The organism is Lewinella sp. (assembly GCF_050633125.1).
GTDB lineage: Bacteria > Bacteroidota > Bacteroidia > Chitinophagales > Saprospiraceae > Lewinella.
The window spans coordinates 93,142-119,625 of the sequence record NZ_JBOEFX010000025.1; the positions used below are offsets into that span (position 1 = coordinate 93,142).

A 26,484-nucleotide genomic window follows, 5' to 3' on the forward strand; every position below is an offset into this window, starting at 1 on the left:
GGCCTGCTCTGTAGACATCTGCCGCGATGGTTACGTCTGAAAAAGTACCGTCGCCATTATTTCTGATCAATGAATTGGGCAATTGTCCGAGTGTTTTGCTAACATACCACGGGCTGCGTAAGATGTAAAAGTCCAGCAACCCATCGTTGTTATAGTCAGCTTGTATCAGGTTCAAACCACCGGTTATGCCGCCTAATCCTGAGGCTTGGGTTTGATCGGTGAAGGTACCGTCACCGTTATTGACGAAATATTGGAGGGTACCTTCTATATCCCAAGAGGATGCCAGTATATCTAAATTGCCGTCGCCATTCAGGTCGTCGAGGACAATACCACCAGCCAGGTCATTGACATCGACCCCAGGTGCATTGATGTGTTCTCAAAAGTAGGGATGATGTTTTTTGACGCAAAAAGCTTGGGGTCAATTAACCATTGCTTAGGCACTTCTTGTGGAAATTTACCTAAGGTCATGTAGGCCAAGTTAAGTAACCAACGAGAACGCAGATCATCAGGAAATACGCGGAGAATGTTTTCGTAAATAGTGATGGCCTTGGCCGAACCGGTGGTGTTGGTGTGAATACCATCACCGGCAATGGGGAATATGCAAGACTGGCCGGTATGATTTTCGATGCAGTTGCGTTGCTCTCCCAGCCGCAGGTAACACAAGGCGAGTGCCTCGTGTAGCCCTTTATTCTGAACAGCAATTGTTTTGTTGACTGGGTAGCGCTCCAGCAGGTCTTCAAAAACGTTGATGGCATCTTGCGAACGGCCAGCTTCCAAAAGGGTTTCTCCGTAGGCAATGTAAGCTGGGACGGTGAGCTGCTCCTGCTGTTGCATCGCTAATACCTGAGGTTCAATAACAGTGAGCTTCCTTTGGGGTTCGTAAATGTGCCCGGAAAAATCGACCTGGGCTATGATTTTTTTAATGCTATCCTGCATTTGGCGAGCACCGGTAGAAGGATCATTGTTCGTAACCGACTTAATTTGGTGATAAAACTACTGCAATCTTGGTAAAGGGGAAGTTGAGTTGCCTCCGTATAAATCACTGTATTTGTAAGTATGGTGTCTTTTTTCAGAATAAAAAAATGAATACTTCAAAATATACCGTTAATATTTCGTTGCTTTACGGGAGATATGGAGAGGGTAACCTCTGGCTGTCGCGTTATTAACTTAGTGTCTAGATCAATATTAGATGAGCAATGCAATATTAATTACTGGATCTAATGGCCAGTTAGGGACTGTTTTAAGAACATCTCTACAGCAAAAATATGGGAAGGACAAGGTAATTGCCTCTGATTTAAGGCCATCACCTAACTATGACGGAATTTTTGAAACACTTGATGCCACCAACGAAGAAGATCTTGCAACGATCATAAAAAAATACGGGATAAAAGAAATTTATCACCTGGCTGCTATTTTGTCTGCCAACGGAGAGAAAAATCCTCTTGCGAGTTGGAATGTGAATATGATGGCCTTTCTGAATGTTTTAGAAGCATCGCGGCTTAATGGCGTAGAAAAAATATTTTACCCAAGTTCGATTGCTGTTTTTGGAGAAAGTGCCGCTTTAGAAAATACACCTAACGATACCTTTTTAGATCCGTTGACGGCCTATGGTATTAGTAAGTCTGCCGGAGAAATGTGGGCAAACTATTATTTTCATAAGTACGATTTGGACGTAAGGTCATTAAGGTATCCAGGAGTAATTGGTTATCAGTCTATTCCTGGTGGAGGAACCACTGATTATGCGGTAGAAATTTATCATAGCGCAGTAAAAGAAGAGGCATTTAACTGTTTTCTTAAAGAAGACGAGACCTTGCCTATGATCTTCATGGAGGATGCTATTCGCGCAACGATAGAGTTGATGGAGGCACCAAGGGAAAAGATAAAGATCAGAACTTCTTATAATTTAGCAGGTGCGAGTTTTTCTCCGAAAGAAGTGGCTGCCTCTATAAAAGAAATCTATCCAAGGTTTGAAATCATTTATGCCCCTGACCATCGGCAGGAGATTGCAGCCAAGTGGCCCAATAGCATAGACGATTCTGCTGCACGCAACGACTGGGGCTGGCAAGCCGAATACGATTTGAAAAAAATGACGGCAACGATGATAGAGAAGCTTCGCCGCTAAATTTATCTTTGTAAAAAAACAATAAGCATGTATAATATCAAGGAAGCGTTACAGCAGGAGCTGGATGCGATGAAAGAAAGTGGTGTCTACAAGTCTGAGCGAGTAATTACTAGCCCTCAGGGGGCGGAAATCAGCACAGTAGCAGTGGACAGTGTGCTCAATTTTTGTGCAAACAATTACCTGGGACTTTCTTCTCACCCTGAACTCCTCAAAGCAGCTAAAGAAACCATTGATACCCATGGTTTCGGACTATCATCCGTGCGGTTTATCTGTGGAACACAAGATATTCACAAAGAGCTGGAAGAGAAGACTGCTGCATTTTTAGGCATGGAGGATTGTATTCTTTATGCAGCCGCTTTTGATGCCAATGGTGGTTTGTTTGAACCCCTTTTAGGAGCAGAAGATGCCATTATTTCGGATGCGTTGAACCATGCTTCGATCATAGATGGCGTCCGTTTGTGTAAAGCAAAACGCTTTCGCTACGATCATAATGATATGGCTTCCCTGGAAGAACAGCTCAAGTCAGCGGCTGATTGTCGCCGGGTACTGATTGTTACAGATGGCTCTTTTTCTATGGATGGTACCATCGCGCAGTTGGATAAAATATGTGCTCTTGCCGAAAAATACGGCGCCCTGGTAATGGTAGACGAATGTCACTCCACGGGCTTCATTGGTAAAACAGGAAGGGGGACACACGAATACTGCAATGTAATGGGAAAGGTGGATATTATCACCGGGACTTATGGTAAAGCACTGGGGGGCGCCTCTGGTGGTTTTACGGCTGCCCGTAAGGAAATTGTAGATATACTTAGACAGCGTTCTCGACCTTATTTATTCTCAAATACGCTGGCGCCAAGTATTGTAGGAGCATCGATCAAGGCTTTGGATATGCTGAGTTCTACCACTGCATTGAGGGATAAGTTGGAAGAAAATACCAAGTATTTCAGGGCAGAAATGACGGCTGCTGGCTTTGATATTGTTCCAGGAGATCACCCTATTGTTCCTGTGATGTTGTATGAGGCTCCATTGGCGCAGACTTATGCCAACAGGCTACTGGAAGAGGGTATTTATGTGATTGGGTTTTTCTATCCGGTTGTTCCTAAGGGCAAGGCGAGAATCCGTGTACAGATGTCTGCTGGGCACGAAAGAGCCCATTTGGATAAAGCAATCCAAGCCTTTGTGAAAGTAGGGAAGGAGTTGGGCGTTATTTAAGAAAAGGTACAGGGTACGAGGTACTTGGTATTAGGATTTTTGATAGCGCCAAGGCGCATTGTTCTCCTCCTGCTATCCCGATCATGAAGTAAAGACATTTCGTGGTCGGGATGGTTCCCAAACCAGCGTACTGTTGGGACATATTTATGTGTTTTGATATCGGTAGAGGTCATTTATAGATAGAACCATGTTGATTGGAATTGGAACGACCTCGGATGAGGTTGAACACTAATACCTATTGGATGACTGGATAGAAAGAATCAAAATGGAGGCCGATACTTCCTTATGTGCGACCTCTGCCGAGGTCGGTTTGTCGCTTGTTTATTCGTTGCTACCAATGTTCCACCCCTCCGAGGTGTGTTTTCTTGATTTTGCTCTTAGGACTAAAGGGTTAACAGACATATAACAGTTTTGCTAGGGAATTAACCTGCGCACCCCGCACATATCCGCACCCTTTCGCACTCCGCACTACTAATCCCCGAAAACCTCCTTCAATAATCGTTCTAAATACCGCTGATCCGTCTCGTCAAAAGACGCTTCCAAGGTGCTGTCCACATCAAAAACGGCGATAAGCTCCCCTTGAGGATCAAAGACTGGTACGACAATCTCTGAGCGTGAATTAGGATCGCAGGCAATGTGTTCACTGCCTTGGGCGAGGGCATGCGTATCGGGAATGAGCTGTGTTTCCTTTGTCTGGGCAGCTTTGCCGCAAACACCCCGCCCAAAGGCGATGTGTAAACAACCGAGCGTACCCTGATAGGGCCCCACAGAAAGTCGTTCTGGGCCGCTAACTACATAAAATCCTACCCAATAAAAATAGGGCAGATAAGTCTTTAGCAAGCAGTTGATCGTCACCATTTTAAGGGTGCGATCTTCTTCTCCGGTGAGGTTCGCAGTAATGGCCGCGAGGGCCTCTTCGTATGCCGTTACTTTTTCCGTTGCCGAAAGATTCACTGATGGCTTAATGAAGTAAGGCATTTCTGCACTAGCTGACATGAGGGTGTTTTTGTACTGTTTCTTAGTGTAGAGGGGAGGTAGATATACTTTATTAGCGTCTAATCCAAGTACTTTGTATAAAGTACCTAATACTATGAGGTTTGCCTTTGTGGAGTTTGAATAAACATGCTCATCTAAAGGCAAACCTCATGTATGCTTAAATATGCAAGGCCCGATCTGCCGTAGCAGCCAGTGCAGCTTCTTTGAAAGCTTCTGTATACGTCGGGTGGGCATGGCTCATCCGAGAAGCATCTTCTGCTGACGCGCGGAACTCCATTAAAGCCACTGCTTCTGCAATCATATCGGCGGTTCGTGGGCCTACCATGTGTACGCCCAGGATTTCGTCGGTCTCTTGGTGAGCGAGTACTTTTACCATTCCTTCAGTGTCCATACTGGCACGGGCACGACCCAATGCTTTGAACGGGAACTTACCTGCTTTAAACGGGATACCTGCTTCTTTGAGCTCGTCTTCCGTTTTGCCTACAGCAGCTACCTCTGGCCAGGTGTAAACGACGCCAGGAATAAGGTTGTAGTCGATGTGTGGCTTCTGGCCAACGATGGTTTCTGCGACAAAGGTGCCTTCTTCTTCGGCTTTGTGGGCCAGCATCGCTCCTTTGATTACATCACCGATAGCATAGATGCCAGGTACCGCAGTTTCCAGATGGGCGTTTACTTCTACACGACCACGATCATCGGTGGCAATGCCAACATTTTCCAAACCAAGTTTATCGGTATAAGCTCTACGGCCAATAGCCACTAGGCAATAATCCGCCTTGATTTCAAAGGTTTCTTCGCTGTCGCGTTTCTGAACGTTAACGGTAACGCTACGGCTGGTAGCTTTAACTTCAGTAACAGCGTGCTTGAGGTGGAATTTTAATCCGGTTTTCTTGAGAGACCGCATCAATTCTTTGCTACAGTCTTTGTCCATGGTAGCGATAATACGGTCGGCGTATTCAACCACCTCTACTTCTGTACCCAGGCGGGCGAAGACGGAACCTAATTCTAAACCGATTACGCCACCACCAATGACAACCATACGCTTAGGGATTTTGTCAATGTTAAGCGCTTCGGTAGAGGTGATGACCCGCTTCTTATCGTAATTAAAGGCTGCGGGAACAATCGGCTTCGATCCGGTGGCGATGATCGTTTTATCGGTAGAAATTTCTTCCGTGGTGCCATCGTCTTTGGTAACGATGATGGTATTCTTATCCTTGAACGATCCGTGGCCGTGGTGAACGTCGATCTTATTTTTCTTCATCAGAAATGCGATCCCGTTGCAGGTCTGCTCAACGACTTCATCCTTGCGCTTGATCATTTGGGGCATATCTACCTTCAGGTCCTTTAGCTGAATACCATGCGCTGTAAACTTTTCAGCGGCATTGTGGTAGTGCTCGGACGAATCGAGTAGTGCTTTGGATGGAATACAGCCTACATTGAGGCAGGTACCTCCCAGGGTAGCGTAACGTTCGATAATGGCTGTCTTAAGCCCCAGTTGTGATGCTCTAATGGCCGCAACATACCCGCCAGGGCCGGAACCGATTATCGTAAGATCATATTTCATACTTAATTGTCTTTGGTGGGGTTATTTCCTTGTTGGTTATTGTTATTTCTGTTGTCAGGTTTGCGGTTTTTACTTCGGCGACGATTATTTCGTCTCCGTTTTTGGTTAGGCTGGTCACCTGATTTTTCTTCGCCTTTAACTTGTGGCTTTTCCTTTTTAGGACCTTCCTCTTTTTTCTTAGGGCGGTCTCTGCGAGGTCTTTCGTCAGGTTTTTTCTTAGGATCTTCTCTGCGAGATCTATCGTCGGGTTTATTACTCCTGTTAGAAGGCTTACGGCGCTTGTTACGCGATTTTTTCTTTCGCTGTTCAGGAGGAAGTTCAATGAAGCCGGTTACATCTTCGTAGTCTGGTTCCTGATCTTCTTCGTCAATAGCGGCCATTGCCAAAAGTCCGAGATCGATAGGTTTTTCACCTTTTTTATTCAATGCTTGTATTTCTGCGACCTGCTCGATTTTCAGGGCGTACAGTTTGCCTCGGTTACGGCCTTCGGTGTAGGCGTAGAACATCAACTGCTTGAAAATATCGGTTTTCACCAGTACGGCTGCACCCGATTCAGTTTGCAGCTTATCTGCTTTTTTGGGAAACGCTTGAACGGCCTCCATATAAGTGTCTAGCTCGTAATTCAAGCAACACTTTAGTCGACCACATTGGCCTGAAAGTTTGGCCTGATTGATAGCCAGATTTTGGTAGCGTGCCGCCGCTGTAGATACTGATTTGAAATCGGTCAACCAGGTTGAGCAACACAATTCACGGCCACAAGACCCTAAGCCACCGATACGCGCGGATTCCTGACGGGCACCAATTTGGCGCATCTCAATCTTGACCCTAAACTCGCGGGCAAAATGCCGAATCAGTTCGCGGAAATCTACGCGCCCGTTGGCGGTGTAGAAAAAGGTGGCTTTGCGTTTGTCACCCTGAAATTCAACGTCACCGATCTTCATGTCAAGGCCTAGCGAACGCGAAATAGCCCGGGCTTGGATCAGGGATGGCTTTTCTTGTCGCCGAGCTTCTTCCAAGCGTTCCAGGTCTCTTTCGTTGGCTTGGCGGATAACAGCGGGAATCACACTGTCTTCTTTGATTTTCTTTTTCTTCATCTGCAAGCGAACAAGCTCTCCAGAGAGGCTTATGCGCCCGATATCATAGCCGTTTTTGGATTCGACCACCACCATGTCACCTGTATGCAAATGCAGGTGAGGAGGGAGGTGAAAGAAGCTTTTCCGGGAACCATTTTTGAAGCTCACCTCGACGGTGCCAAACTGGTCAACGTCGGATATGTCCATTTGAGTCAGCCAATCAAAGGTATTCATACGGTTACAGCCGCCGGTGTCGCAATTTCCTTTGCTACCACAGCCACTTGGCGTCCCGTTTTCTATACCTACACTACATCCTGTACATCCCATGCTGTTATATATTCTAAGTCGGGTGGTTGTTTTCTAAGAAACAAACCAGCTACATAAGAGTTTCTCTAAGCCAGGCCTTTTGCCAGGCGGGCTTTCTGTTGCTCTTGGTAGGCCGACCAGTGTTTAATAATGTGATTAATCTGGATGCTGGCATCCAGAAACAAAAGCTTTGGGTGCGCATTGCGCTCCACATAAAACATACAATCATCCAGTAATTGTATAATGGCTTCCAATTGGGGGAGTTGTATCACTTTGGCCATTCCGATAGCCGTTTGTTTTTCTCGCTCCCGAAGCCGCACGACTTCTTCGCCTCTGGTCTTCAAAACGAGAAATTCTCGCCAGAAGTGTAAGGCATACTGTAAAAAGTGTTTTTGATTCTCTCGTCCTTGTCCGGCAAAATCGTTGGCCCATTCGACCATTTCTTTGGGCAGCCCTTTGTAGCAGCGCCGCATCCAGTCTAGAAAACGCACTGCTTGGTCGCTTTCTTCGTGCTGTGCAGCTTTCAGGGCGTCATTGAAATTACCACTGGCAAGCTGCGCAATGGCCATAGCATCTTCGTTGGGTATTCCTTTCTGTTGGCTTAATGCTGCTGTAATATCTTCGTCGGAAAGCGGGTTGATTTTTACCAACTGGCAACGCGAAAGGATGGTGTTCAGAATCAACTCCTGATTTTCGGCGACCAGAATGAAGACCGTTTGTTCGGGGGGCTCTTCGATGATTTTTAGAAGACGGTTACCTTCGTTGCCCAGGTATTCCGGTAACCAGAGAATGACCACTTTACGTGGACTTTCAAAGCTCTTGAGACTAAGTTTACGAATGATGTTGAGACACTCGTCTTTATTGATGTTACCCTGCTTGTTTTCGGCACCGATATGCTGGAGCCAATCGTTGATTTCCAGATAAGGATTGGCGAAGAGTGCTTCGCGCCATTGGGGCAGGAAGTGATCGGAGAGGGCTTTGGTACCAATGGTAGGGAAAGAGAAGTGGAGGTCGGGGTGAACGTACTTCGTGGCTTTTCGGCAGTGGCTACATACGCCACAGGATTCTTCCTGTTCCTCGTTTTTCTCACAGAGCAAATACTGGGCGAGGGCCAGTGCCAGCGGTAAACCACCGCTGCCTGTAGCAGCCAATAATAAAAGAGCGTGCGGCATCCTGTCCGAACGGATCATCTGCCGAAAGAGGGACTTCGGCTGTTCTTGCCCGATGACGTCATCGAATAGCATACCCTTTTATTCTAGACTGTACATCCCTGCCGCAGAACCGGGCCGGAAAGAAAACGATCAAGAAGAAAGTGCCTTTGTGAAGTGATAGCATTAGCCATCAAGGCTGTTTCTTTTTGCAAAATGGACTCACCGGTGAGGGTGATATTTATAACAAGGGCTTGAGCCGATGATAAGTCAAATCGTTTTCCCGAAGTTTTCAACTTGGCCGAAACGACTGGCCAGCGGAAATGTACAGGATATATTGAAAGTAGCAAATATTGAAAACGGATATGGAGATAAAAACGGCAACCTCCTGCCCGAAAACAACGATTAGATACTTTTCTTGGTTAAATAATAACACCAAATTTAATGCTTCCTTTGACAATTGCCAAAAAAGCAGCCAAGAACTTAAAAAGCGTTTTCTTGTTGGAATATTTGAAAGTTATCAAACCAGAATAAACTATGCGAATCGCCGCTTTTCGCCGGGCTCATTTCAACGCTGCTCACCGCTTGCACAACCCTTCTTGGTCGGAAGAAAAAAACCAGGAGGTTTTCGGAGTATGCAATAACCCCAATTACCACGGGCATAATTACGAACTGGAAGTAAAAGTGGTAGGAGAAGTAGACCCCGAAACCGGCTATCTGATCGACCTGAAGATTCTAAAAGACATCATCTACGAAGAAGTAGAGCAGCGCTTTGATCACAAAAACCTCAACCTGGATACGGAAGAATTTCGCAATCTCAATCCGACGGCAGAAAACATCTGCTATGTGATCTGGCAAATAATACGTGCCCGGCTGGAAGACCGCTACGAACTGACCATCCGCCTGTGGGAAACGCCGAGGAATTATGTGGAGTATCCGGTGAGGTGAGTTAGCGGAAATCTGTAGAATTCAAGAGTTGCTTTCTGTACTTATGATATCATGGAATAATATCCATTACTTCCAAAATGAATAAACAAAAACGTAACATATTGGTACTGTATCTCTCGTGTTTTGTAGTATTCAATATGATTTTTGGACTTACGACATTGATGTGGTTTATCGGATGGCTGATTAATATAGTATTGATTATAATTAGTGTCGCCCTACCAATTATTGCATTTGTAAATTATAAAAAAGGTAGGAAGCAAAGAGCAAAAGTGTTACTGGTTGTTTTTTCAATATTTTGGGTAAGCTACTCCTCACAAAGAATTGCTAAACATCAGATTGAAAAATCGGGTGAACGGAAAGGAGAATTGCTAGTAAAAAGACTTGAGGAGTATAGAGTTGTAAATAATAAATACCCAGAAAATATCGAAGGCAAAGAGTTTGAAGATCTAGATTTAAAGCACAGATTTAATTCCAGAATACAATACGAATACATAAATGATGATGACTTCATAGTTAAGTTTAGAACATTTAATATTACGTATAAAGTGTATGGAAGGAATGGAAGATGGTACTACGATGATGATTGATACTTCATGAGGTGAAAGTTAGAGTCTATCATTTTTAAAAGACAGTACACTTTAGATGGGATTTGATTGGCAACTTAGTGGTCTTTGCAATACTGGAAGATCTACAATGGAGGTATAGATAAGAATTTCCGCTAACTTAGCTAGTGCGACAATGCTCGTTCCTAGCCCGGAGCACCTCAATATTGCATAAAGTGTGTCAGTAGTTTTTCCTAACAATTAAGGTTTAAAGATAAAAACGTAGGGTATCCTTCGGTTCTTTGGCTTCCTTCGGGCTGGTGCGTAGCCAATCATTAGTATCAATTAAACTCCAAAAAAATATACAAGATTCGAAATTTAGTATAAGACGTTAAGATAACTTCACGCCTACCTTTGTGATATTCTTTTCAATAGCTAGAAATAATTAAAGATGAATACGAAAGAATTTGGCAAACAAGGGTGGACTCCTGAAAGATTAGGAAGCTTAAGTGGTAAAATATACCTTATCACAGGTACCACGAGCGGCACAGGGTTTGAAGCAGCAAAAATACTGTTATCCAAGGGGGCAAAGGTGGTGATGCTTAATCGTAATACGAACAAAGCAGCAGATACCATCGCAATTTTGAAACAAGAACTTGGCAATAATATAGATGTATCTAATATAAGTATGGACCTCGCAGAATTAGCTTCTGTGAAAAAAGCTGCAGCAGAAGTGCTTGACACAATTCCTCAAATAGATGCATTGATACTTAACGCAGCCATTGCCCAAGTGCCCACGCAAGTAATGACTGTCGATGGTTTTGAAAGTCAAATGGGGGTTAACCACTATGGTAACTTTTTACTGCAAGCACTGCTTTACCCACGAATTGAAGAATCGAAAGGGCGTATTGTGACGGTAGGAAGTATGGGGTATAATTTAGGTATTAAAACCATACAGTTTGACGATATGAACTGGGATGAAAATTATGGTGCTAATGATGTATATAGCCAAAGCAAATTGGCACAAATTATGACGGTCTATGAACTACAAGACCGACTGAAAAAAGCAGGCAAAACCGATGTCAAAGCTTATGCTTGTCACCCAGGTGCTTCGGCTACTTCTCTCATCAAAACCAGCGGTAGTTTATTGACGAGGTTCGTGTGGCAAATCATGAAGCTGACGCCAATGGTGCAATCGGCTGAAAAAGGTGCGTACCCAATGTTGATGTGTGCTACAGAACCAAATCTTGATCAAACTGGTTTTTATGGCCCAACAGGACGAAATAATTGGACTGGTCCCGTTGGAGAACATAAATTAGAACCGCATGCAAAAGATAAAGCGGTAATGCAAAAGCTTTGGGAGGTATCAGAGCAGGCAACCGGTATGGAGTGGAATGTCTAAATCAGAAAAGAAAGACTAAAACATAAAGATATGGATATACTAAAAACAGCCACCGATTGGGCAAAAGCGGAAGTTTTTTCAACGCAGTTTTTTATTCTTTTCGGATTTCTATTTGTATTGGCAAGTATAGGGTTTTGGCAATTGGGGAAAACCGACATGGCAAAAGCATACATCATTCCTACCTTGGTAGCAGGATCTTTACTGTTGATAATAGGACTGGGATTGTTCTTTACCAATAAAGCAAGAGTTACACAGTTTGAAACTGCCTATAATAGTGATAAATTAGCTTTTGTAGAATTAGAATTGGTACGTGCGGAAGCTACCCTAAAGGAATATCAAACCGTTGTTTTTAAGGCCATCCCTTTAATTATCGCGGTCTGTGCGCTTGTCATCGTATTCGTTGACAAACCTGTTTGGCGGGCAAGTATGATTACAACTATTGCTATGCTGGTCGTTATCCTGTTGATTGACGGTACTGCTCATGCCAGGATTGACGATTATAATCAACAGTTAATGTCGGTAGAATCAACCTTGAAAAAATAAGTGATTCAACATGCAACATTTCAAAACATTATCGGCTTACATCGATTACCTGGAGCTTCCGCGCCCGGAGCACCCTATGTTGAGCGTGTTTTCTGCGATAGACGATGGTTTTTTGCCGTGCCCAAAAGAGAGTTCGCCTCCCATCACCAACGACTGCTATTCTATTAGCTTGAAGAAGGTTGTAAAAGGCGACTTAAACTACGGACGAACAAAATATGATTTTACGAATGGCGCCTTGATTTTCATCGCCCCAAGACAAGTTTTGCAATGGGATAGTAGCGTAGTTTTTGAGCAAAAAGGCTTTTCGATAAACTTCCATGAAGATTTCCTCAAAGGAACTGAATTAGCGCAGCAGATTAAGAAATATGGGTTCTTTTCCTACTCCGCAAATGAAGCTTTGCACCTTTCTCCAAGAGAAGAAAAGCAGATAGAATCCATCGTAGAGAATATTGAAATAGAATATCACAACAACCAAGATGAGTTTAGCAAAGACATCATCATCTCTCAATTAAGTACCCTTTTAAAATATGCCAACCGTTTTTATGAAAGACAGTTTTTAAATCGAAAAGAACTGTCGAATGACTTGTTAGCGCAATTCAACCAGCAATTAGAAGCATATTTTGAGTCGGGGCAACTGCAAGAAAAGGGTATTCCAAGTATAGAGCAATTAGCCGATAAGATGTCGGTTTCGCAACGCTACCTTAGTGACACACTAAAAAAAGAAACAGGAAAAACAACAACAGAACACTTACAATTATACTTGATTGATGAAGCCAAGAATATTTTATTGAAACCGGATAAAAGTATTTCTGAAGTAGCGTATGAACTAGGATTTGAATATCCACAATATTTTTCAAGATTATTCAAAAAGAAGGAAGGTGTAAGTCCATCGGAGTATAGAGAGAAATATAAGATGAATTAAGGGGGGCGGCTTTGGCAATTTGCTATTAAGGGACTTAATCCTTCTAGCGTATTGAGGTTCTCTAAGTTTATTCTCTGTTTTGGGAATGATGTCCATTTCAGACAAAAGCGTTGCTTCTACGTCTATGCTTCGCTGCGTGCCTACATAGTAGCCGGAAAAGTACGAGTATTTAAAATCAAAAAATAGAACCGTATTGTCCTGAAAATCGAGTAGATTGGCGGAATCTGAGGTGCTCTTTTTTGCTGGTCGTAAGTTCCTCGGAGTTCGCCTTGCTGCGTTGAACTCTGAGGACTGAAAGGGCGATCACCGCAGGTACGCCTCGCCGTAAATACTCGACTTGAGTTATGCGTCACCAGAAAAAACAAAGCGATAAAAGGTAATATTCATGAATGGGAAAATATTTGAACCTAACCAAGAATTAAAAGATTTTGTCAAATGTTATTGGACATTGGATTTTCCAAGAGAGGAGACCCCACAAATGAATACCATCATTCCTGACGGCACAATGAAGTTGATTTTTCATTATGGAGATTTATACTGGCATCATCCCGAAAATGGAGATAGTTTTTTGCAACCAAGGTGCTTTTTAATAGGGCAGCTAACTAGACCTTACATAGTTGAGCCCGCTGGGGATACAGGGACTTTTGTAGTTCGATTTCACCCTAATGGATTTTTGCCATTTGCGACGATACCTTTAAAAGAAATGGAAAACACGCCCATTCCGTTAAAGCAGTTGTATGGAAAAAACGGACAAGCATTAGAGGAAAATATTCTTAGCGCTAATACAACGACAGAAAGAATTAGTATTGTCGAAAAATTCTTGCTCGACCGTCTGACTGATATGAAAACAATTGATAAGATTGTAAAATCTATAGTCGATACGATTTTAACGGCAGATGGACAGATTTCAGTTGCCGATATTTCCAAGGAAAATCATATCCATCGAAGACAATTGGTTCGTAAGTTTTCCTCAGCGATAGGTTTAAGCCCTAAACAGCTTTCAAAAACTATAAGATTACAGAGTGCTCTTAAAAAATTACTAACAGAAAAGACTTTAAAACTTACTGATTTAGCATACGAAAATGAATACTACGACCAATCACACTTTATCAAAGATTTTAGAGAATTTACAGGGTTCTCTCCTAAAGAGTTTTACGGAGATCACCTAAAGATGTCTTTGATTTTTGATAAAGAGAATTGAGGTTGTCCCATTTTTACAATTTTGGGTTTTAGACTCATCGCATCTTTGCGTTGTGATATTACAATAAGAACCTAAAGTAAGTAAAAATGAAAAGTTTAAATCCAGTATGTTGGTTTGATATTAATGTTTCAAACTTAAATGAGTCAAAAGGATTTTATGAATCAGTATTCGATATAAAGCTGACTGATTTACCAGCTGAGTGGGGAAAACAATCCACTTTCCCATTTGATGAACAAGGGCCTAATGCGACAGGTGCTTTAGTTGAAAAAAGTGATATAAGTGCTAATGGAAATAATACTGTAATATATTTTGCCTCAGCAGATTGTGTTACTGAAGAGGTAAGAGTAGAAAAAGCAGGAGGCAAAATAATTAGGCCTAAAATGCCGATAGGAGAATTTGGTTATATTTCTTTGTTTCTGGATTTAGACGGCAATACAATAGGTCTATACTCCAAGAAATAATATTTCAAATAACGGAAAAGTATAAAATGGTAAGTGGGGTTATGCACCTCACTTGCCATTCATCGTAATACTGTATATAGATAGCAATCCTGCTTGCTATTATCTCAATATAAAAGTACGACTACTGCTACTTTTATCGCTGATAGCACAAATGTAAGAGGAAGCCTAAAAGTGTTTTTTGCCTATTGTGTGGTCGACTAAAAGGAGATGTTGAAGGAGTATTTTGCAAGATGGAATTAAGAGCTTTGCACTGTTCATTAATAGATTCCGAAAGGAGCGCAAGAATTATGAATGTGGAAGGTCAAGAATAAAAGGTTATACCCGAGAGCATCATACGGCAATAGAAATGAAATAATTACGCGACATTTGGTGAGCTTGAGGTTAGCTAAATCTGTGTTACCACTATTCTTTTTACCCAGGAATAAGCCCAGTACGCTATAAATCAAAATTCGTACTTTTGAGTAGTGCCTTCCATAAAACGACACCCAAGCCATGCTCAAATACCTCCTTCTTGCTCCAATGCTAGTCTTCCAGACGCTTGCGCAATCTCAGAGTTTCACGCTGAGCCCAAACCCTGTTGCGGTTGAAGCAGGCCTTGAGACACTCAGTTTTCCGGGCGGACTTATTGCGGAATCATTCATCACCAACAATACTGCGGATACGCTCTACATGAAATGGGATCGCATCGTCAATGATAAACCCGACTGCTGGGTGACGTCTGTTTTTGGGGTTTGGATTCAAGCTATACCAACAGTTAATTCATTGGAATTCAATTTACTCCCCAATCGTACGGAGCATATCGATGTTTTGACCTTTGTTGATCCACAAGGAGATGGTCTTACCGCCGGAGAAGCAGAGGTCGTACTGAAAATCACCAACCTTAATGACGCCGCAGATACTTTGCTGGTAACCTATCATTTTACAGTAACAGGAGATGTTAACTGTATTACCAGTACCTCCGAAATTGACGATGAAGTTTTTAAAATATACCCCAACCCATCGGCTGATTTCTTTCAGTTAACGGAAACACAAGCAATTCAACAACTCCAGGTTTATGATGTGTTGGGTCAGCAAGTGCGGCAATTTAAGGTAACACCCAATCAGTATTATGATATGAATGGTTTGCCGGCTGGCGTCTATTGGGTGCAGCTAATGGGCAAAAGGGGAGAAGTGATTAAAACCGTTAAGTTTTTGAAATATTAGGTTTTTTGAATGATTTAAGCTGTTTTAGAAAAAATCCCTTCTATGACCTTATAATCACTTATATGGTTCAATTCATTTTTATAAAGCCCAACTAAAACTTATAAGTTATCAAAATATCATTCAGAAGAAACAGCTCCGAACTGCTGATGGTATAGCTGTTGTAAAAAAGTTCATTGTTCTCGTCCAGCAGCGGTAGGTCTTCGTGAAGGATACTGAGTTTAGGACCGATTTCTACCCTGATCTGAATTTTTTCATCAATGTAAAAGCCTAAGCCCAAGGTAGGGATGATGCCAAATTCATAGCTGTTGAAGTCGTTGACGGCACTGAATTCTTCTTCCGGTTCGCTGTCGGGTAAATTCGGGTTGTCTAGTAATGCCAGCGAGGCAATTTGGGCACGATTGTACTGGCCAAACAGGTCGAAACTCCAATAGTATTCTATCACTTTGGTGCGGAATACTTGCTCGTACCCAAGCCGTAGACCGTGGTTTTGGCGCTGCCAGTAGCGATTTTCTACCGTGCGTAGGGAGTTGTTGGAAAGCATCTTCTCATAGCGGCGCAAAATCCCATTGTCTCGGTAGTTGGCTCCCCGCCGGTTGGTAAGATAGCGTAGACGTAATTTCCCCTCTTTCACTTGTTGTGTAAAGAATAGTTCCATACCCAATCCTACATTGTTATTGGTACTGCCAGTGACGATAATCGGCAAAAGGTCAAAGCCTATCTCGTGGCGTGGCGGGTAATTCCTGTCCTGCCCCCAAAGGAATAAGGGCGCAAACAAGCATAAAAAGAGAGTAGCGAGTCTATGGAGCATGATTTGGCTTTTTTTTAGAACGATGAGAGGAGATTGCTATTTTCAAAAGGCGCTTTTTTAAGAATTCGGGCAGCTGGCTGTGCTTATTACTGTTTTTCTAAACTTCTTTTTACCTTTGAGTTGCAACGTCTATTTATTTCCATTGCCCAGAAAGGAGGAATGCACTTTTGCCGGTTACTCAGTGAGGTTACTGAGTCAGCCATAATTTCACCTTGTTTAAACCAATCATTTTATGTGGAGATTTTTCTTAGGCTTATCATTAGTGCTGAGCAGTGTGCAAATCGCTAGCGCACAAATTCAGGAACCTTGTGCCGCAGCGCATTACCTCAATCATTTAGAGGCTACTCACCCCGGCTTTGAAGCCGCTACTCGGCAGGTGTATGATCGGGTTCGTGGCCAGGGGCAGGCCCGCGACTTTACGCTGGTTACTATTCCGGTGGTGGTGCATTTGGTATACCAAAATGAAGAACAAAATTTGCCTGATAGCCTCATTGAGGCGGTCTTGGATGTGCTTAATGAAGATTATCGCCGTCTGAATGCTGATGCTGGACAGGTGCGCGAAGATTTCCTACCTGTAGTGGATGATCCTTTTATTCAGTTTGAATTGGCGGGAGTAGAGCGCGTTTCTACTACGGCTACTTTTGAGCTGGATATATTGGGAGGCACCTTGCCTGACAATGTAAAAACGACGGTTACCGGCGGCTCCGATGCCTGGGACCCTGAGCATCACCTCAACATTTGGGTGTGCAACATCGAAGGGGGGGCACTCTTGGGTTATGCCTACCCACCAGCAGACCTGAGCCATTGGCCAGAAGATGCTTCTGCACCGAGTCCAGCGTTGGATGGAGTCGTCATTCATTACGAAGTTTTTCGGCGTACCGGCACCTTTACCACCAGTGGCTTGTTTGGCTTAGAAGATATAACCGTCCCAGTACGTGGCCGTACCATCACCCACGAAGTTGGGCACTACCTGGGCCTACGCCATATTTGGGGCGATGGCCTCCTTTCAATTTTTGGTATCCCGGATTGTAGTGCAGATGATGGCGTAGAAGATACGCCCAACCAAGGTTTGAACAGCCAATTCAGTTGTGACCCTACCAATAATACCTGCGAAGAAGGCAGCGGCGACTTGCCCGATATGTGGGAGAATTTCATGGATTATGCGCAGGAAGATTGCCAGAATAGTTTCACCTTCGGGCAAATAGAAATCATGCGGAGCGTACTGGATAACGAGCGCGCCGGACTGGTAGGAGGTTCGGTAAGCACGCGGGAAGGGCTGCTACCAGCTAGCGCATTGCAGCTTTATCCCAACCCCGCCACGGATTACCTAATCATCCAGCGAGACAACACCGCCAGCGCCACTGTACGCTTACACAATGCCCAGGGGCAAGTGGTAAAACAGTGGCTCTCATGCACACAAAACCGCTTGGAAGTAGCCACCTCTTCTCTGCCAGCAGGGTTGTACTATGTGCAGTACATCAGCAGAGAAGGACAATTGACCAAAGCAGTGGTGGTGGAGTAACGAGTGTTTTCTATTCGAGAACAGTAACTTGAGCTTCGCACTGAAGCTCAAGTTACTGTTAATCAATTCTAAAAGATGCATTGAGAGTATAATAAGGAGCAGCGTACTTACCCAGCTTATTTTTATTCGATGTTCACACATTCTCGTTGATAACCGATTCTTTCTTGCCAGAAGCGATCACTTTCGTTGTAAAAATATTGAGGAGACACTTCGCGGTAAGTAGAAGGACCTGAAAATTGCGTGCCACACAAGTGGAGCCCCGTTGGATTATCAAGTTCACTAAGGAAAGGTAAGCGCTCAAGAAGGGCTACAGGTAATTCAGGTAGGGTATATGATGAGGTAGCCGTTGGGTCCAGGTATACATTCCAAGTACAGCGATATTTACGCCCTTCGTAATTGATGGTAAAGTAATACCAGCTTGCAACGACCAAGTCTAGACCCTCTGTATTGAAAAAATCGCAACTCCGACTATTAAGGTTGCCATCAAGGCCGGAAGGCGCTAGTTCAATTTGCTCAGGTAGCGTCGTAGTACTCATGCCAACCCCGTTTCCATACGAAGTGAAGGCTTTGAAGATGATGGGAGTCGTCGTTGAATCATTGGGAACCATCAATGTTACCTCATCTGCTGGTTGGGTACTATCCTCATTGATTAAACCGTGACTAATGTATAAATCCTTGATTGGGGCTTCTTCGTATGTACCATACAATTCATATCTCCAGTTTTCGAGATAAGGAAAGCGGACGGTTTGGGGCTCACTAATAACGGTGAAGTCCTGGTAGTCTAAGGTCAACTCGTTGTTATAGAAATAGGGAGGTGGAGGCATAATAAACCCTCTCTGTATCGTTTCACTGCTCCGTTTGGTTGTGACAAAAATGGGTTTTTGATTGGGAATACTTCCCGATATGCTTATGTAGCCGATATGGTTGTCGTGATCCAGTGATACAGGAGTTGCATTTAGACTGTTACGGACAAAGCTAATTTCCTCTAAATCTTCAGGGGTATTATTGATAATAATTCGAAGGCCCGGAGGAGAGTATGTTCGATTACTACCATGTTTATTCGGTGTGGAAAAGTCCTTACCCGTTTCTACGGAAGTAAGGGTGTTTATTTCAACGATTGTTTCAAGACCTTCAAAACCATATCCATCGCGGGCATAAACGATGGAAAAATCCAAGTCTTCGGTGCAATGATCGGTAAGAATCATGCGCTTGGTCGTTCCCCAGTCAGCACGGTAATCTTTGAGAACAGTTCCATTAGCATCGCTAACAAAAGTCCAATCAGTACGGTCGATATGATTATTCTCCGAAGTGGGTATAGTATAGCTCACTTCAAACGAGGGGTGCTCCCCCGGGCAACTAGGAACATCATCATCTTCATTACGACAAGTACTAATCAGTAGTAAAAACAGAGAGAGCGCGAATAAATTTTTCATAAAATCTAAATCTCATTTTCGTTTAAGAAGTTATCAATTTCAGCAAGTTCTTCTTGTTCCAGCATTTCTTCGTCGCTGACGAACTCTTCATCAAGGCCTCTTCCACGGATTCTGTTGAATAAATCAGTGGCAGCATTGAAGACGGTACCGTCATAATATCGTGCGCTGGAGCCCTCTCCTTCAGGGCTGCCGTGATCGGCATTGATGGAGGTTCTCCAAACCTCGGCGTGATCTCTCCACTCTTGGGTGTCGACCAGTTCGGGTGGGGTGAACCATACATTCCATGTGAGAATATTACCAAACTTGAGCATGTTTCCGGCTCCGGTGTTGAAAATTCCCAGGATCAGTTGATTGAATTTGTCGACAATAATGTTCCCGGTGGGGAAAATCTCACCAATCTGTACACTGAGGTTACCTACCGTCCAGGCTTCGGGGTGTCGGGCAAAATCGGGAATGGGAAAAGAATCACTTTCGCCGGTTTTTAACGGAAACAGCACTTGGTTCCGGTCACCCGGAAGGTGAGTTCTCACCCTTATGGCATTGGCTTTATCGGATGGAAAAGGCAGCTTGCTATTGGCAAACCGATCCCAGAGCTTTTTTACCTTGGGTTTTTGCATGGCGCTTGGGCTAAACCAAATTTTTCCTTCAACGGACATGTCGGCTGCTAAGGTTCTACTGGTTTCGTCTACCCAGCCGCGTTGCCCTGTAACGGTGACTTCTACATTCATGGAGCCTAGTGAAGGAGACGTCATACCCTGCTGTGGGCAAATAATGGAGTATACTTTCCCCGTATCGGTGTAGCCGATTCTGGAAATATCGGGCGCAAACATTTGGTAACACCGCTTTTCGTCGGGTTTGTCTTGCCTGGTAGCCCAACTAAACTCGGGCCATATCACTTTTTGCTGGCGTTGGAGGAGATCAATATTGTCGAGGTTGTCGCAAATCTCCAAACATGAAAGGTCAGGATCAGGATAGGCAAACTCAGGCTCTGAGGCAGCGAAGCCTCCTACCCATCCTGCTGGGATGTTTAGGTTATCATCAGTAGTCATTGAATATGGTTGTGTTATTGGTGTAAAAATGTGTGTTTGTAAAAATACTATATTTTGCTCGATTGGCGTCCAATTGAGCGATGGTACTTATATGACCTTCTATTTCCTTATATGGTTCAAATTTTCTTTGCTAAAACAGGCACTACTTCTCCTTCTGCGGCACCGTCCACTCAATGTCCCAGTTTTTTAGGTAATCCTCAATGGGCCCCAAACCAATGGATTTGCGGCGCTGGTTGACGTATTCGGGGTCTTGGATTTCGAACACACTGCCTTCACCGGTTTCTGGGTTGTAGCTCACCTGTGAACCATAAATCTGGGGTTGATCTTTGCGCATCAGGATGCGATCCTGCATCAAAGCCAAATGGGAACCACTCGACTCGCCTGCTTCTACGGAGGCTTGCAAAAGTGAGATGTACTTCTCCTGCGCTTCTAGTGGGGCATGCTGGATTACCAAAAATAGAGCAGTATTTGCTTTGCGGCCCACCTTGCTTCGGCCTACCCAGCCATGCTCTTCGATGATGTCGATGCACTCTAGCAACAAGAGGCTGTCTTCCTGGGCCCAGAGCGTATTGAAATATTCCTTTTCAGGAGAATCGAAACCATATTTCTTGGTGATTTCTTCATAGATACCACGAAGTGTCTGGTCTTTCATAGAAATTTCTTCCAGTTGATCTTTGAGCGGGAAATCGAAATCTTTCTCGAATTCGGCTTTCTTTTCCGCTACCGTTGCGAGAATGGGCGCCCAAGTGGGTAGATCATGGAGGCTTTCCAGATCAGTGTCGCGTTCCAGATGGGCTAGATTGATCCAGCCCTTGTCTACCGAAATGATCAGATTGACGGTGGCTTTGTCGGTGTTACCAGCCAGTGCCCAGGAGCAGGCGGCGTTGTAATATTGCGAAGCATTACCTTCCTCCAGGGCGAATGCCTGTTCGTAAGATTGTGCCGAGGCTTCAAAGTTACCTTCGCTGTATTGTTGATCACCAATACGGATAAACTCTGCAAAATTCTGAGCGGTCAAGGTGAAAGAGGAGAGAATAAGCAAGAGCGCGAATAATTGTTTCATGATGTTGTTTTTAAGTTAGAGATTTAATTATCAAAAATAAAAAAACGGAATAGATTCGTTCATATCTATTCCGTTAAAAACTTAGTCAGGTGATTTCATTTAAATATAAGTCTGGACTTTCGGCAAAAGTCCGTAGAGAAGATGCGGGCTGCTTCGCGCCCTCAAGGTAAAGGGTAGAGGGATAGTGAACGATTAGGAATTAATTCCCAACTTCGATTAAAAAAGCTGATGTTGGAAAATTTACAAACAATTTCTAAAACGATCAAAATTTGAATTTGATGGGCAGTACTATTTGTACACTCACTGGTTTTCCGTTATGTTGACCAGGGGTAAAATCAGGTAATTGTCGGACGGTAGCTAGTGCCGCTTCGTTCAGCGCGGCGTGTTCGGTGGTCTTTTCCGTAACAAGTTGAACATCAGTTACGCGGCCTTGGGTGTCTACTACAAATTTTGTCACAGCCAGCCCTTCTTGATTTGCTTCAATAGCCTCCTTGGGATATTTAAGATGTTCAAAAATGAAAGTGAGCAAATTCTTACTAGAGCAGTCCTTCAGCTCTCGCCCAGTATAGCCTTCGCATTTACCGAAAACGGGCATCTGATCTACTTTTTCGTAAATTTTAGTTTTTACAATAGCCATATCTTCGGTAAGGGTAGCGGGATCGAAAGTGATAACAGTATCAATTCGTTCGAAGAATTTTGCTTCGTCTGAGAGATCGTTTACCACTTTGTCCATTTCCTCTTGCGCTTCGGCATCTTCGCAAGCCATCAAGAGCATCAAGGTGAGGGGAAGGAACAACAGATACTTACCCAATGCAAGGGTAGAAGAAGGTGATTTCGTCATCATAATAATACGTTTTTTAAGTTGTGAAGTATGAAAAGTCTGCACAAGTGGCAGGTCGGGTTGCTGTAAACATTGACGAAGCAGCAGCTTGCCGTACTCGCGGGTGGGCGTAGCTTGCAAGACCGTTTCGTCTGCCAGGTATTCGTGAATATTCTCTAGTTCATGGCGGTAAGCATACCACAGCGGATGCCACCAGCAAAAGATGCCAACGACTTCAAGGAGTAGGATATCCCAACTGTGTTTTTGCTGAATGTGAGCTTTCTCGTGGGCAACTATGGCTGCTCGTTCGGCTTCGGTAGTATTGGTTTGATTGCTCCAAAAAAGGAAGTGCAGCCAGGAAAAAGGCGCGTGAGCTTGCTCGTTTTCGATCCAACAGATGCCGCCTTCCCAGCGTTTGTGGCCTGTACGGTAGTATCGAAAGAGCTTTGTGAGGCCAAAGAGAAAGCGGACAGCGGCAAACAAGGTCCCCAAGAGATAAACTCGCCAAAAGAAACTCGTCCACGACCAATTTGTTACCGGAGAAGCACTGATAATATTGGTGTTTTCGGGAGCTACCGTCACGGTTTGTAACCACATCACTGGCATTCCCAACCATTCGGGAGCTGCCCATAGTGTCGACCATTTTATAAGGGGCAGCACTAAGCCTAACACAAAGGTCCCCAAAAGGTATAGGCGGTTGAGTCGGAAGAATTTCTCCTGTCTCAGCAATAAGGCATACAAGCCCCAAAAAGCCAGCCAGTAGAGGCTGAGTTCAATGAGATAAGTATTCATAATTACTTGTTTTTAGGATCCTCTAACCGTTCAACCAGGTCATTGAGTTCATCCACGCTGAGGTCTTTCCCTTTTACCAAAAAAGAAACCAATCGATTGGCAGAACCACCAAAATAGTCCTTCATTAGGGTGTGTAGACTTTGCTGGCTATAGTCGTCTTTGCTCAGTTTGGCACGGTAGACAAAGGTGCGTCCGTAAGACTTGTAGACCACAAAACCTTTCTCACTCAGGATTTTCATCATCGTCGAAATGGTACTGTGTGCCGGCATCTTACCGCCCGCTTTTTCGGCGAGCTTGTTGCGGATGTCACCGACAGCACCTTCACCCAGGTCCCACAAGACCTGCATAATCTCTTCCTCTGCTTTGGTTAATTTCTTCATTGTAAGCCGTGTTTTTTCGATTATCTATAACTATAGATGCAAACTTAAGTAAAAAGGTTTAGTTGATTAACTATTTTTTTAGTTAAAATATTTTATCGACCTCTGTTTTTCCTCAAAAAAACTTTACGGGAGGGGAGGTTTTCAGGAACAGCACGAAAATAAAGAGCGATTTGGCTGCGCCGCTACTTCGTGGTTATTTTCCATCTTAGTTAGATAAGCGATTCATTTAAAGCGTTTTAACTATTTGGAGGATTTGAAAAAAAATCGCAGTTTTTTTCTGGGGAATACTTATTGTAAATGCATGAATGTATTTATACGAATGGGGTGCTTTTCGGGCAGCGCCAACCTTAGATATTAATGAGAATTACGCTTTGGATGATTTGGGGCCATGCCTTCTCCCGTCCCGACTTTTCTAGTCGGGGCGGGATCGGCACCAGGCTATCCACCGCTTCACTCCGTAGGGCCGNNCGGCCCTACGGAGTGAAGCGGTTACTATCCTTTGTCCTGCTCCTCCGTCCGCCGAGCTTCAGGCCTTGCCTTGCGCCCCATACGATCCTTACGCATTCGCATAACCGCTTCTGTTAGTCCCCAAACTATCCCCACCTTCTTGGTCGGGACATATCCCGCTGGCCCCTGACCAGCATCATGCAACTTCTTTGCTCTTTGATTAGGACCTTTTAATGTGACTTTTGAAATGCACGGAGTTATATTATCAAAGCAACCAAGTAATCGAGATGCAATACAGCTCCCTCTATTTAAGCATACTTCTTGTCTGCACCATGCTCACAACATGCCAGGAGCCAGCGCCAATTCCTCAGGAAGATGATCGGCATGAAGAATGGCTAAAGGCAGAATTAGCCGAGTATCCCATTGTTAGAGAGGATGAATTATTTTGAAAAGGATGATACCAACACCAATATAGCGTACGCCCTTTATGCGGAAAAAGATTCGATCTTCGTTGGACACGATATTTGGGCAAAATTGATTTTACATGGAGGGCGTGAGCTCACCTTGGAAACAGTCGCCGATTTAAAAGAACCATCCGATAATTTGGATTAAGAAGTTCATCGTTTAGGGCCTGCACCAAAAGATTGGTCTTAATGACGACCTGTGCGAGTACTCTCTCTACTTCTCTTCCTGCTTCACCAGTAGAAAATAACTAAGCGCGGCAATGACCGCTGCCAGGCCTACACCATAGTAAGCAATCTCGGTTTCGCCGTCCCAAGTAATGATTTTTCCAGTAAACGAGATGGCCATTACCACGATAATCATCTTGATCATCATTGCTTTTAGCTGATCAAGATTGGTGATACTCAGCCAATCAGGAAGGGAATCGATTTTTTGAATAAACAACTCAAAAAGGGAGGCTGCCATGGTAAAGAAAATGACGCCGAGTAGCACGATGTCGAGTGATTTGAGGACGTCTTTCACCACAATATCTTCCTTGGAGGTGCCCGTAATTATTGACGATAAGTTTTTTGCAATCTGAGTGATCGCGAAATACTCTACCCCAATGGCTAATAACATAATGGCAATCACTGCCACTAAGGCAATGATTTTCATGAGGTAACCAATGACGATGGGGGTTTTGGAAGAGGACATCTGGAAGTTGATTTACGTCTATACAGAACTACTAACAATCGAATAGCAAAAAGGTAGCTAAGAAGCTAAAATTCTCTTCACCCGTTCTCGCAGTACAGGTACCACATCCTCCTCAAACCAAGGATGTTTACGCAGCCAAATTGTGTTGCGTGGTGAAGGATGGGGGAGTGGCAAGAAGTCCGGTAAATAGGCATGCCAATTGCGGACGGTTTCTGTAAGGTTTTTCTCGCGGGTTTTACCCAGGTATTCTTTCTGGGCATACAGGCCAAATAGTAAGGTGAGCTGAATGTTGGGCATCATTCGTAGGAGGGGTTGGTGCCATTGAGGCGCGCATTCCGGGCGAGGTGGCAGGTCGCCGGATTTTCCCGTTCCCGGAAAACAAAAGCCCATTGGCATGATGGCAAACAATTCAGGGGTGTAGAAGGTCTCGTTATCGACACCGAGCCATTCGCGGAGTCGCTTGCCGCTGGCATCGTTCCAAGGAATACCACTTTCATGAACTTTCCGGCCGGGGGCCTGCCCGATGATATTGATCCGAGCAGCTGGGTGTACGGTAAAAACCGGTCGAACCCCGTCTTTTAGTAAAGGAGCACAAGTAGTGCAGTTGCGAGCTTGTTCAATGATATTCATGAAAGCAAGATAATCATATCTCCCCCCTTCAGTGCGCTTGGTGGTTCAAAAAAAACTACTCGCTTAGGGATTTTATTTTTTTGCCAAGTGTCACGTTTTAATTTTTCTCGGGTAATAGAGGTAAAGACACAAATACTATGAAGAATCGGTTGCTGTTATTTTGCTTGATTTCAGGAGGGTTACTTCTGGTAAATTCTTGTGAAAAAGAAAACGTGGAACTTCTAAGCACGACAGAAGAAGAATTCCTTACCGACACGGTCATCTGTGAAATTACGGCCAATATTTCCCTGACGGATTCGGCGACGCTAGTGGTCTTTACAGCAGGTGGCCTCTCACCTTACAGCTATTTATGGTCACAAGGGGCTACGACCAGTATGATTACTCCTACCATAGATGGTACCTATAGCGTGACCGTAACGGATGGCGAGGGGTGTTTCACGGCTACGACCTACGAATACTCGGCCACAGATTTGTGCGTACTCTTTACAATACAGGCCATTCATTATGACAGTTCGGGGCAGAATTATCTCAGTGTTAGCACTACTGGAGGGCTTGCTCCCTATAGCTATAACTGGTCAGAAGGTTCCGCTACCCAATTGATTGGACCAGTTAGTAATGGCACTTTTGGTATCACGGTTGTGGACAGTCAAGGTTGTGTTAGAGAAGATGAAATCACGATCTGATAAGCCTGTCTACCCTAGCAGAATAAGTCGATTATAAAACCTCGAAGTATGGCCTGAAAAAA

Annotated in this window: 27 protein-coding genes and 1 pseudogene; 14 read left to right on the forward strand and 14 right to left on the reverse strand. The window is 44.0% G+C overall.

Annotated features, from left to right (window positions below; all coding sequences use genetic code 11):
* Together ACRBG0_RS07645 and ACRBG0_RS07650 are read right to left on the reverse strand one after the other, a co-directional pair.
* Positions 1 to 370, reverse strand: a pseudogene (locus ACRBG0_RS07645) (FG-GAP repeat domain-containing protein); the annotation flags it as partial.
* On the reverse strand, positions 310 to 936 hold the full coding sequence (locus tag ACRBG0_RS07650) for a tetratricopeptide repeat protein (RefSeq protein ID WP_431486314.1): 627 nt from the start codon (positions 934 to 936) through the stop codon (positions 310 to 312). The pseudogene ACRBG0_RS07645 and the gene ACRBG0_RS07650, both read right to left, overlap by 61 nt.
* A 253-nt stretch (positions 937 to 1,189) precedes the next feature.
* On the opposite strand from ACRBG0_RS07650, the gene ACRBG0_RS07655 reads away from it, so the two are divergent.
* Together ACRBG0_RS07655 and kbl are read left to right on the forward strand one after the other, a co-directional pair.
* Entirely contained in the window at positions 1,190 to 2,122 is a 933-nt protein-coding gene (locus ACRBG0_RS07655) for an NAD-dependent epimerase/dehydratase family protein (RefSeq protein WP_431486315.1), read from the forward strand.
* 27 nt (positions 2,123 to 2,149) lie between these two features.
* Positions 2,150 to 3,334 carry a glycine C-acetyltransferase gene (gene kbl, locus ACRBG0_RS07660; RefSeq protein ID WP_431486316.1) on the forward strand — a complete coding sequence of 395 codons (1,185 nt, stop codon included), beginning with the start codon at positions 2,150 to 2,152 and terminating at the stop codon, positions 3,332 to 3,334.
* Between the two features lie 471 nt (positions 3,335 to 3,805).
* On the opposite strand, the gene ACRBG0_RS07665 is transcribed toward kbl, so the two are convergent.
* The 4 genes from ACRBG0_RS07665 to ACRBG0_RS07680 form a co-directional block, all read right to left on the reverse strand.
* Entirely contained in the window at positions 3,806 to 4,330 is a 525-nt protein-coding gene (locus ACRBG0_RS07665) for a GAF domain-containing protein (RefSeq protein ID WP_431486317.1), read from the reverse strand.
* Positions 4,331 to 4,487: 157 nt separating this feature from the next.
* Positions 4,488 to 5,891 (reverse strand): dihydrolipoyl dehydrogenase, encoded by a 1,404-nt coding sequence (gene lpdA, locus ACRBG0_RS07670; RefSeq protein WP_431486318.1) that lies wholly within the window; start codon positions 5,889 to 5,891, stop codon positions 4,488 to 4,490.
* Between the two features lie 2 nt (positions 5,892 to 5,893).
* Positions 5,894 to 7,291: a PSP1 domain-containing protein gene (locus ACRBG0_RS07675; RefSeq protein ID WP_431486319.1), complete on the reverse strand. Its 1,398-nt coding sequence runs from the start codon at positions 7,289 to 7,291 to the stop codon at positions 5,894 to 5,896.
* Positions 7,292 to 7,356: 65 nt separating this feature from the next.
* Positions 7,357 to 8,514 (reverse strand): ATP-binding protein, encoded by a 1,158-nt coding sequence (locus ACRBG0_RS07680; protein WP_431486320.1) that lies wholly within the window; start codon positions 8,512 to 8,514, stop codon positions 7,357 to 7,359.
* 166 nt (positions 8,515 to 8,680) lie between these two features.
* Between ACRBG0_RS07680 and ACRBG0_RS07685 the strand changes: the two genes are divergently transcribed.
* The 9 genes from ACRBG0_RS07685 to ACRBG0_RS07725 all read left to right on the forward strand — a co-directional run bounded on the left by ACRBG0_RS07685 (position 8,681) and on the right by ACRBG0_RS07725 (position 15,640).
* On the forward strand, positions 8,681 to 8,827 hold the full coding sequence (locus ACRBG0_RS07685) for a hypothetical protein (RefSeq protein WP_431486321.1): 147 nt from the start codon (positions 8,681 to 8,683) through the stop codon (positions 8,825 to 8,827).
* 128 nt (positions 8,828 to 8,955) lie between these two features.
* Entirely contained in the window at positions 8,956 to 9,366 is a 411-nt protein-coding gene (locus ACRBG0_RS07690; protein ID WP_431486322.1) for a 6-pyruvoyl trahydropterin synthase family protein, read from the forward strand.
* Between the two features lie 77 nt (positions 9,367 to 9,443).
* Positions 9,444 to 9,953 carry a hypothetical protein gene (locus ACRBG0_RS07695; protein WP_431486323.1) on the forward strand — a complete coding sequence of 170 codons (510 nt, stop codon included), beginning with the start codon at positions 9,444 to 9,446 and terminating at the stop codon, positions 9,951 to 9,953.
* 406 nt (positions 9,954 to 10,359) lie between these two features.
* Complete coding sequence (locus ACRBG0_RS07700; RefSeq protein WP_431486324.1) at positions 10,360 to 11,310, forward strand: SDR family oxidoreductase; 951 nt, start codon at positions 10,360 to 10,362, stop codon at positions 11,308 to 11,310.
* Between the two features lie 30 nt (positions 11,311 to 11,340).
* On the forward strand, positions 11,341 to 11,853 hold the full coding sequence (locus ACRBG0_RS07705) for a hypothetical protein (protein ID WP_431486325.1): 513 nt from the start codon (positions 11,341 to 11,343) through the stop codon (positions 11,851 to 11,853).
* 10 nt (positions 11,854 to 11,863) lie between these two features.
* On the forward strand, positions 11,864 to 12,775 hold the full coding sequence (locus ACRBG0_RS07710) for a helix-turn-helix domain-containing protein (protein WP_431486326.1): 912 nt from the start codon (positions 11,864 to 11,866) through the stop codon (positions 12,773 to 12,775).
* A gap of 385 nt (positions 12,776 to 13,160) precedes the next feature.
* Positions 13,161 to 13,976, forward strand: a complete 816-nt coding sequence (locus tag ACRBG0_RS07715; RefSeq protein WP_431486327.1) for a DUF6597 domain-containing transcriptional factor — start codon at positions 13,161 to 13,163, stop codon at positions 13,974 to 13,976.
* A gap of 86 nt (positions 13,977 to 14,062) precedes the next feature.
* Positions 14,063 to 14,437 carry a VOC family protein gene (locus ACRBG0_RS07720; RefSeq protein ID WP_431486328.1) on the forward strand — a complete coding sequence of 125 codons (375 nt, stop codon included), beginning with the start codon at positions 14,063 to 14,065 and terminating at the stop codon, positions 14,435 to 14,437.
* A gap of 492 nt (positions 14,438 to 14,929) precedes the next feature.
* Positions 14,930 to 15,640, forward strand: a complete 711-nt coding sequence (locus ACRBG0_RS07725) for a T9SS type A sorting domain-containing protein (protein ID WP_431486329.1) — start codon at positions 14,930 to 14,932, stop codon at positions 15,638 to 15,640.
* A gap of 91 nt (positions 15,641 to 15,731) precedes the next feature.
* Here the strand turns inward: ACRBG0_RS07725 and ACRBG0_RS07730 are convergent, their stop codons facing one another.
* Positions 15,732 to 16,448 carry a hypothetical protein gene (locus ACRBG0_RS07730; protein ID WP_431486330.1) on the reverse strand — a complete coding sequence of 239 codons (717 nt, stop codon included), beginning with the start codon at positions 16,446 to 16,448 and terminating at the stop codon, positions 15,732 to 15,734.
* 232 nt (positions 16,449 to 16,680) lie between these two features.
* Between ACRBG0_RS07730 and ACRBG0_RS07735 the strand changes: the two genes are divergently transcribed.
* Positions 16,681 to 17,970 (forward strand): M43 family zinc metalloprotease, encoded by a 1,290-nt coding sequence (locus ACRBG0_RS07735; RefSeq protein ID WP_431486331.1) that lies wholly within the window; start codon positions 16,681 to 16,683, stop codon positions 17,968 to 17,970.
* A 122-nt stretch (positions 17,971 to 18,092) separates the two neighbouring features.
* Here ACRBG0_RS07735 and ACRBG0_RS07740 read toward each other — a convergent pair whose 3' ends face one another.
* From ACRBG0_RS07740 to ACRBG0_RS07760, 5 genes are all read right to left on the reverse strand, one after another.
* Entirely contained in the window at positions 18,093 to 19,403 is a 1,311-nt protein-coding gene (locus ACRBG0_RS07740; protein ID WP_431486332.1) for a hypothetical protein, read from the reverse strand.
* A 5-nt stretch (positions 19,404 to 19,408) separates the two neighbouring features.
* Entirely contained in the window at positions 19,409 to 20,452 is a 1,044-nt protein-coding gene (locus tag ACRBG0_RS07745) for a hypothetical protein (protein ID WP_431486333.1), read from the reverse strand.
* Positions 20,453 to 20,594: 142 nt separating this feature from the next.
* The gene (locus ACRBG0_RS07750) at positions 20,595 to 21,515 is read right to left on the reverse strand and encodes a DUF6624 domain-containing protein (RefSeq protein ID WP_431486334.1); all 921 of its coding nucleotides are present in this window, start codon (positions 21,513 to 21,515) and stop codon (positions 20,595 to 20,597) included.
* Between the two features lie 262 nt (positions 21,516 to 21,777).
* Positions 21,778 to 23,127 carry a TonB family protein gene (locus ACRBG0_RS07755; RefSeq protein WP_431486335.1) on the reverse strand — a complete coding sequence of 450 codons (1,350 nt, stop codon included), beginning with the start codon at positions 23,125 to 23,127 and terminating at the stop codon, positions 21,778 to 21,780.
* 2 nt (positions 23,128 to 23,129) lie between these two features.
* Entirely contained in the window at positions 23,130 to 23,507 is a 378-nt protein-coding gene (locus ACRBG0_RS07760; protein ID WP_020538217.1) for a BlaI/MecI/CopY family transcriptional regulator, read from the reverse strand.
* 734 nt (positions 23,508 to 24,241) lie between these two features.
* Here ACRBG0_RS07760 and ACRBG0_RS07765 point away from each other — a divergent pair.
* Positions 24,242 to 24,403, forward strand: a complete 162-nt coding sequence (locus tag ACRBG0_RS07765; RefSeq protein WP_431486336.1) for a hypothetical protein — start codon at positions 24,242 to 24,244, stop codon at positions 24,401 to 24,403.
* Positions 24,404 to 24,632: 229 nt separating this feature from the next.
* Here the strand turns inward: ACRBG0_RS07765 and ACRBG0_RS07770 are convergent, their stop codons facing one another.
* Positions 24,633 to 25,109 carry a YqhA family protein gene (locus ACRBG0_RS07770; protein WP_431486337.1) on the reverse strand — a complete coding sequence of 159 codons (477 nt, stop codon included), beginning with the start codon at positions 25,107 to 25,109 and terminating at the stop codon, positions 24,633 to 24,635.
* Between the two features lie 57 nt (positions 25,110 to 25,166).
* Positions 25,167 to 25,739, reverse strand: coding sequence for a uracil-DNA glycosylase family protein (locus tag ACRBG0_RS07775; RefSeq protein ID WP_431486338.1), 573 nt, complete (start codon positions 25,737 to 25,739; stop codon positions 25,167 to 25,169).
* A 137-nt stretch (positions 25,740 to 25,876) separates the two neighbouring features.
* On the opposite strand from ACRBG0_RS07775, the gene ACRBG0_RS07780 reads away from it, so the two are divergent.
* Entirely contained in the window at positions 25,877 to 26,422 is a 546-nt protein-coding gene (locus ACRBG0_RS07780) for a hypothetical protein (RefSeq protein WP_431486339.1), read from the forward strand.
* Positions 26,423 to 26,484 lie beyond the last annotated feature (62 nt).

Bases quoted from the DNA above. Each gene is read 5' to 3' on its own strand.
- ACRBG0_RS07655 (WP_431486315.1), top strand. From the start codon at position 1,190: ATGAGCAATGCAATATTAATTACTGGATCTAATGGCCAGTTAGGGACT.
- ACRBG0_RS07725 (WP_431486329.1), top strand. From the start codon at position 14,930: ATGCTCAAATACCTCCTTCTTGCTCCAATGCTAGTCTTCCAGACGCTT.
- ACRBG0_RS07755 (WP_431486335.1), bottom strand. From the start codon at position 23,127: ATGAATACTTATCTCATTGAACTCAGCCTCTACTGGCTGGCTTTTTGG.
- ACRBG0_RS07700 (WP_431486324.1), top strand. From the start codon at position 10,360: ATGAATACGAAAGAATTTGGCAAACAAGGGTGGACTCCTGAAAGATTA.
- ACRBG0_RS07745 (WP_431486333.1), bottom strand. From the start codon at position 20,452: ATGACTACTGATGATAACCTAAACATCCCAGCAGGATGGGTAGGAGGC.
- ACRBG0_RS07715 (WP_431486327.1), top strand. From the start codon at position 13,161: ATGAATGGGAAAATATTTGAACCTAACCAAGAATTAAAAGATTTTGTC.
- ACRBG0_RS07760 (WP_020538217.1), bottom strand. From the start codon at position 23,507: ATGAAGAAATTAACCAAAGCAGAGGAAGAGATTATGCAGGTCTTGTGG.
- ACRBG0_RS07695 (WP_431486323.1), top strand. From the start codon at position 9,444: ATGAATAAACAAAAACGTAACATATTGGTACTGTATCTCTCGTGTTTT.
- ACRBG0_RS07710 (WP_431486326.1), top strand. From the start codon at position 11,864: ATGCAACATTTCAAAACATTATCGGCTTACATCGATTACCTGGAGCTT.
- ACRBG0_RS07675 (WP_431486319.1), bottom strand. From the start codon at position 7,291: ATGGGATGTACAGGATGTAGTGTAGGTATAGAAAACGGGACGCCAAGT.
- ACRBG0_RS07720 (WP_431486328.1), top strand. From the start codon at position 14,063: ATGAAAAGTTTAAATCCAGTATGTTGGTTTGATATTAATGTTTCAAAC.
- ACRBG0_RS07690 (WP_431486322.1), top strand. From the start codon at position 8,956: ATGCGAATCGCCGCTTTTCGCCGGGCTCATTTCAACGCTGCTCACCGC.
- kbl (WP_431486316.1), top strand. From the start codon at position 2,150: ATGTATAATATCAAGGAAGCGTTACAGCAGGAGCTGGATGCGATGAAA.
- ACRBG0_RS07740 (WP_431486332.1), bottom strand. From the start codon at position 19,403: ATGAAAAATTTATTCGCGCTCTCTCTGTTTTTACTACTGATTAGTACT.
- ACRBG0_RS07650 (WP_431486314.1), bottom strand. From the start codon at position 936: ATGCAGGATAGCATTAAAAAAATCATAGCCCAGGTCGATTTTTCCGGG.
- lpdA (WP_431486318.1), bottom strand. From the start codon at position 5,891: ATGAAATATGATCTTACGATAATCGGTTCCGGCCCTGGCGGGTATGTT.
- ACRBG0_RS07705 (WP_431486325.1), top strand. From the start codon at position 11,341: ATGGATATACTAAAAACAGCCACCGATTGGGCAAAAGCGGAAGTTTTT.
- ACRBG0_RS07685 (WP_431486321.1), top strand. From the start codon at position 8,681: ATGATAAGTCAAATCGTTTTCCCGAAGTTTTCAACTTGGCCGAAACGA.
- ACRBG0_RS07730 (WP_431486330.1), bottom strand. From the start codon at position 16,448: ATGCTCCATAGACTCGCTACTCTCTTTTTATGCTTGTTTGCGCCCTTA.
- ACRBG0_RS07735 (WP_431486331.1), top strand. From the start codon at position 16,681: ATGTGGAGATTTTTCTTAGGCTTATCATTAGTGCTGAGCAGTGTGCAA.
- ACRBG0_RS07665 (WP_431486317.1), bottom strand. From the start codon at position 4,330: ATGTCAGCTAGTGCAGAAATGCCTTACTTCATTAAGCCATCAGTGAAT.
- ACRBG0_RS07780 (WP_431486339.1), top strand. From the start codon at position 25,877: ATGAAGAATCGGTTGCTGTTATTTTGCTTGATTTCAGGAGGGTTACTT.
- ACRBG0_RS07770 (WP_431486337.1), bottom strand. From the start codon at position 25,109: ATGTCCTCTTCCAAAACCCCCATCGTCATTGGTTACCTCATGAAAATC.
- ACRBG0_RS07765 (WP_431486336.1), top strand. From the start codon at position 24,242: ATGCAATACAGCTCCCTCTATTTAAGCATACTTCTTGTCTGCACCATG.
- ACRBG0_RS07775 (WP_431486338.1), bottom strand. From the start codon at position 25,739: ATGAATATCATTGAACAAGCTCGCAACTGCACTACTTGTGCTCCTTTA.
- ACRBG0_RS07680 (WP_431486320.1), bottom strand. From the start codon at position 8,514: ATGCTATTCGATGACGTCATCGGGCAAGAACAGCCGAAGTCCCTCTTT.
- ACRBG0_RS07750 (WP_431486334.1), bottom strand. From the start codon at position 21,515: ATGAAACAATTATTCGCGCTCTTGCTTATTCTCTCCTCTTTCACCTTG.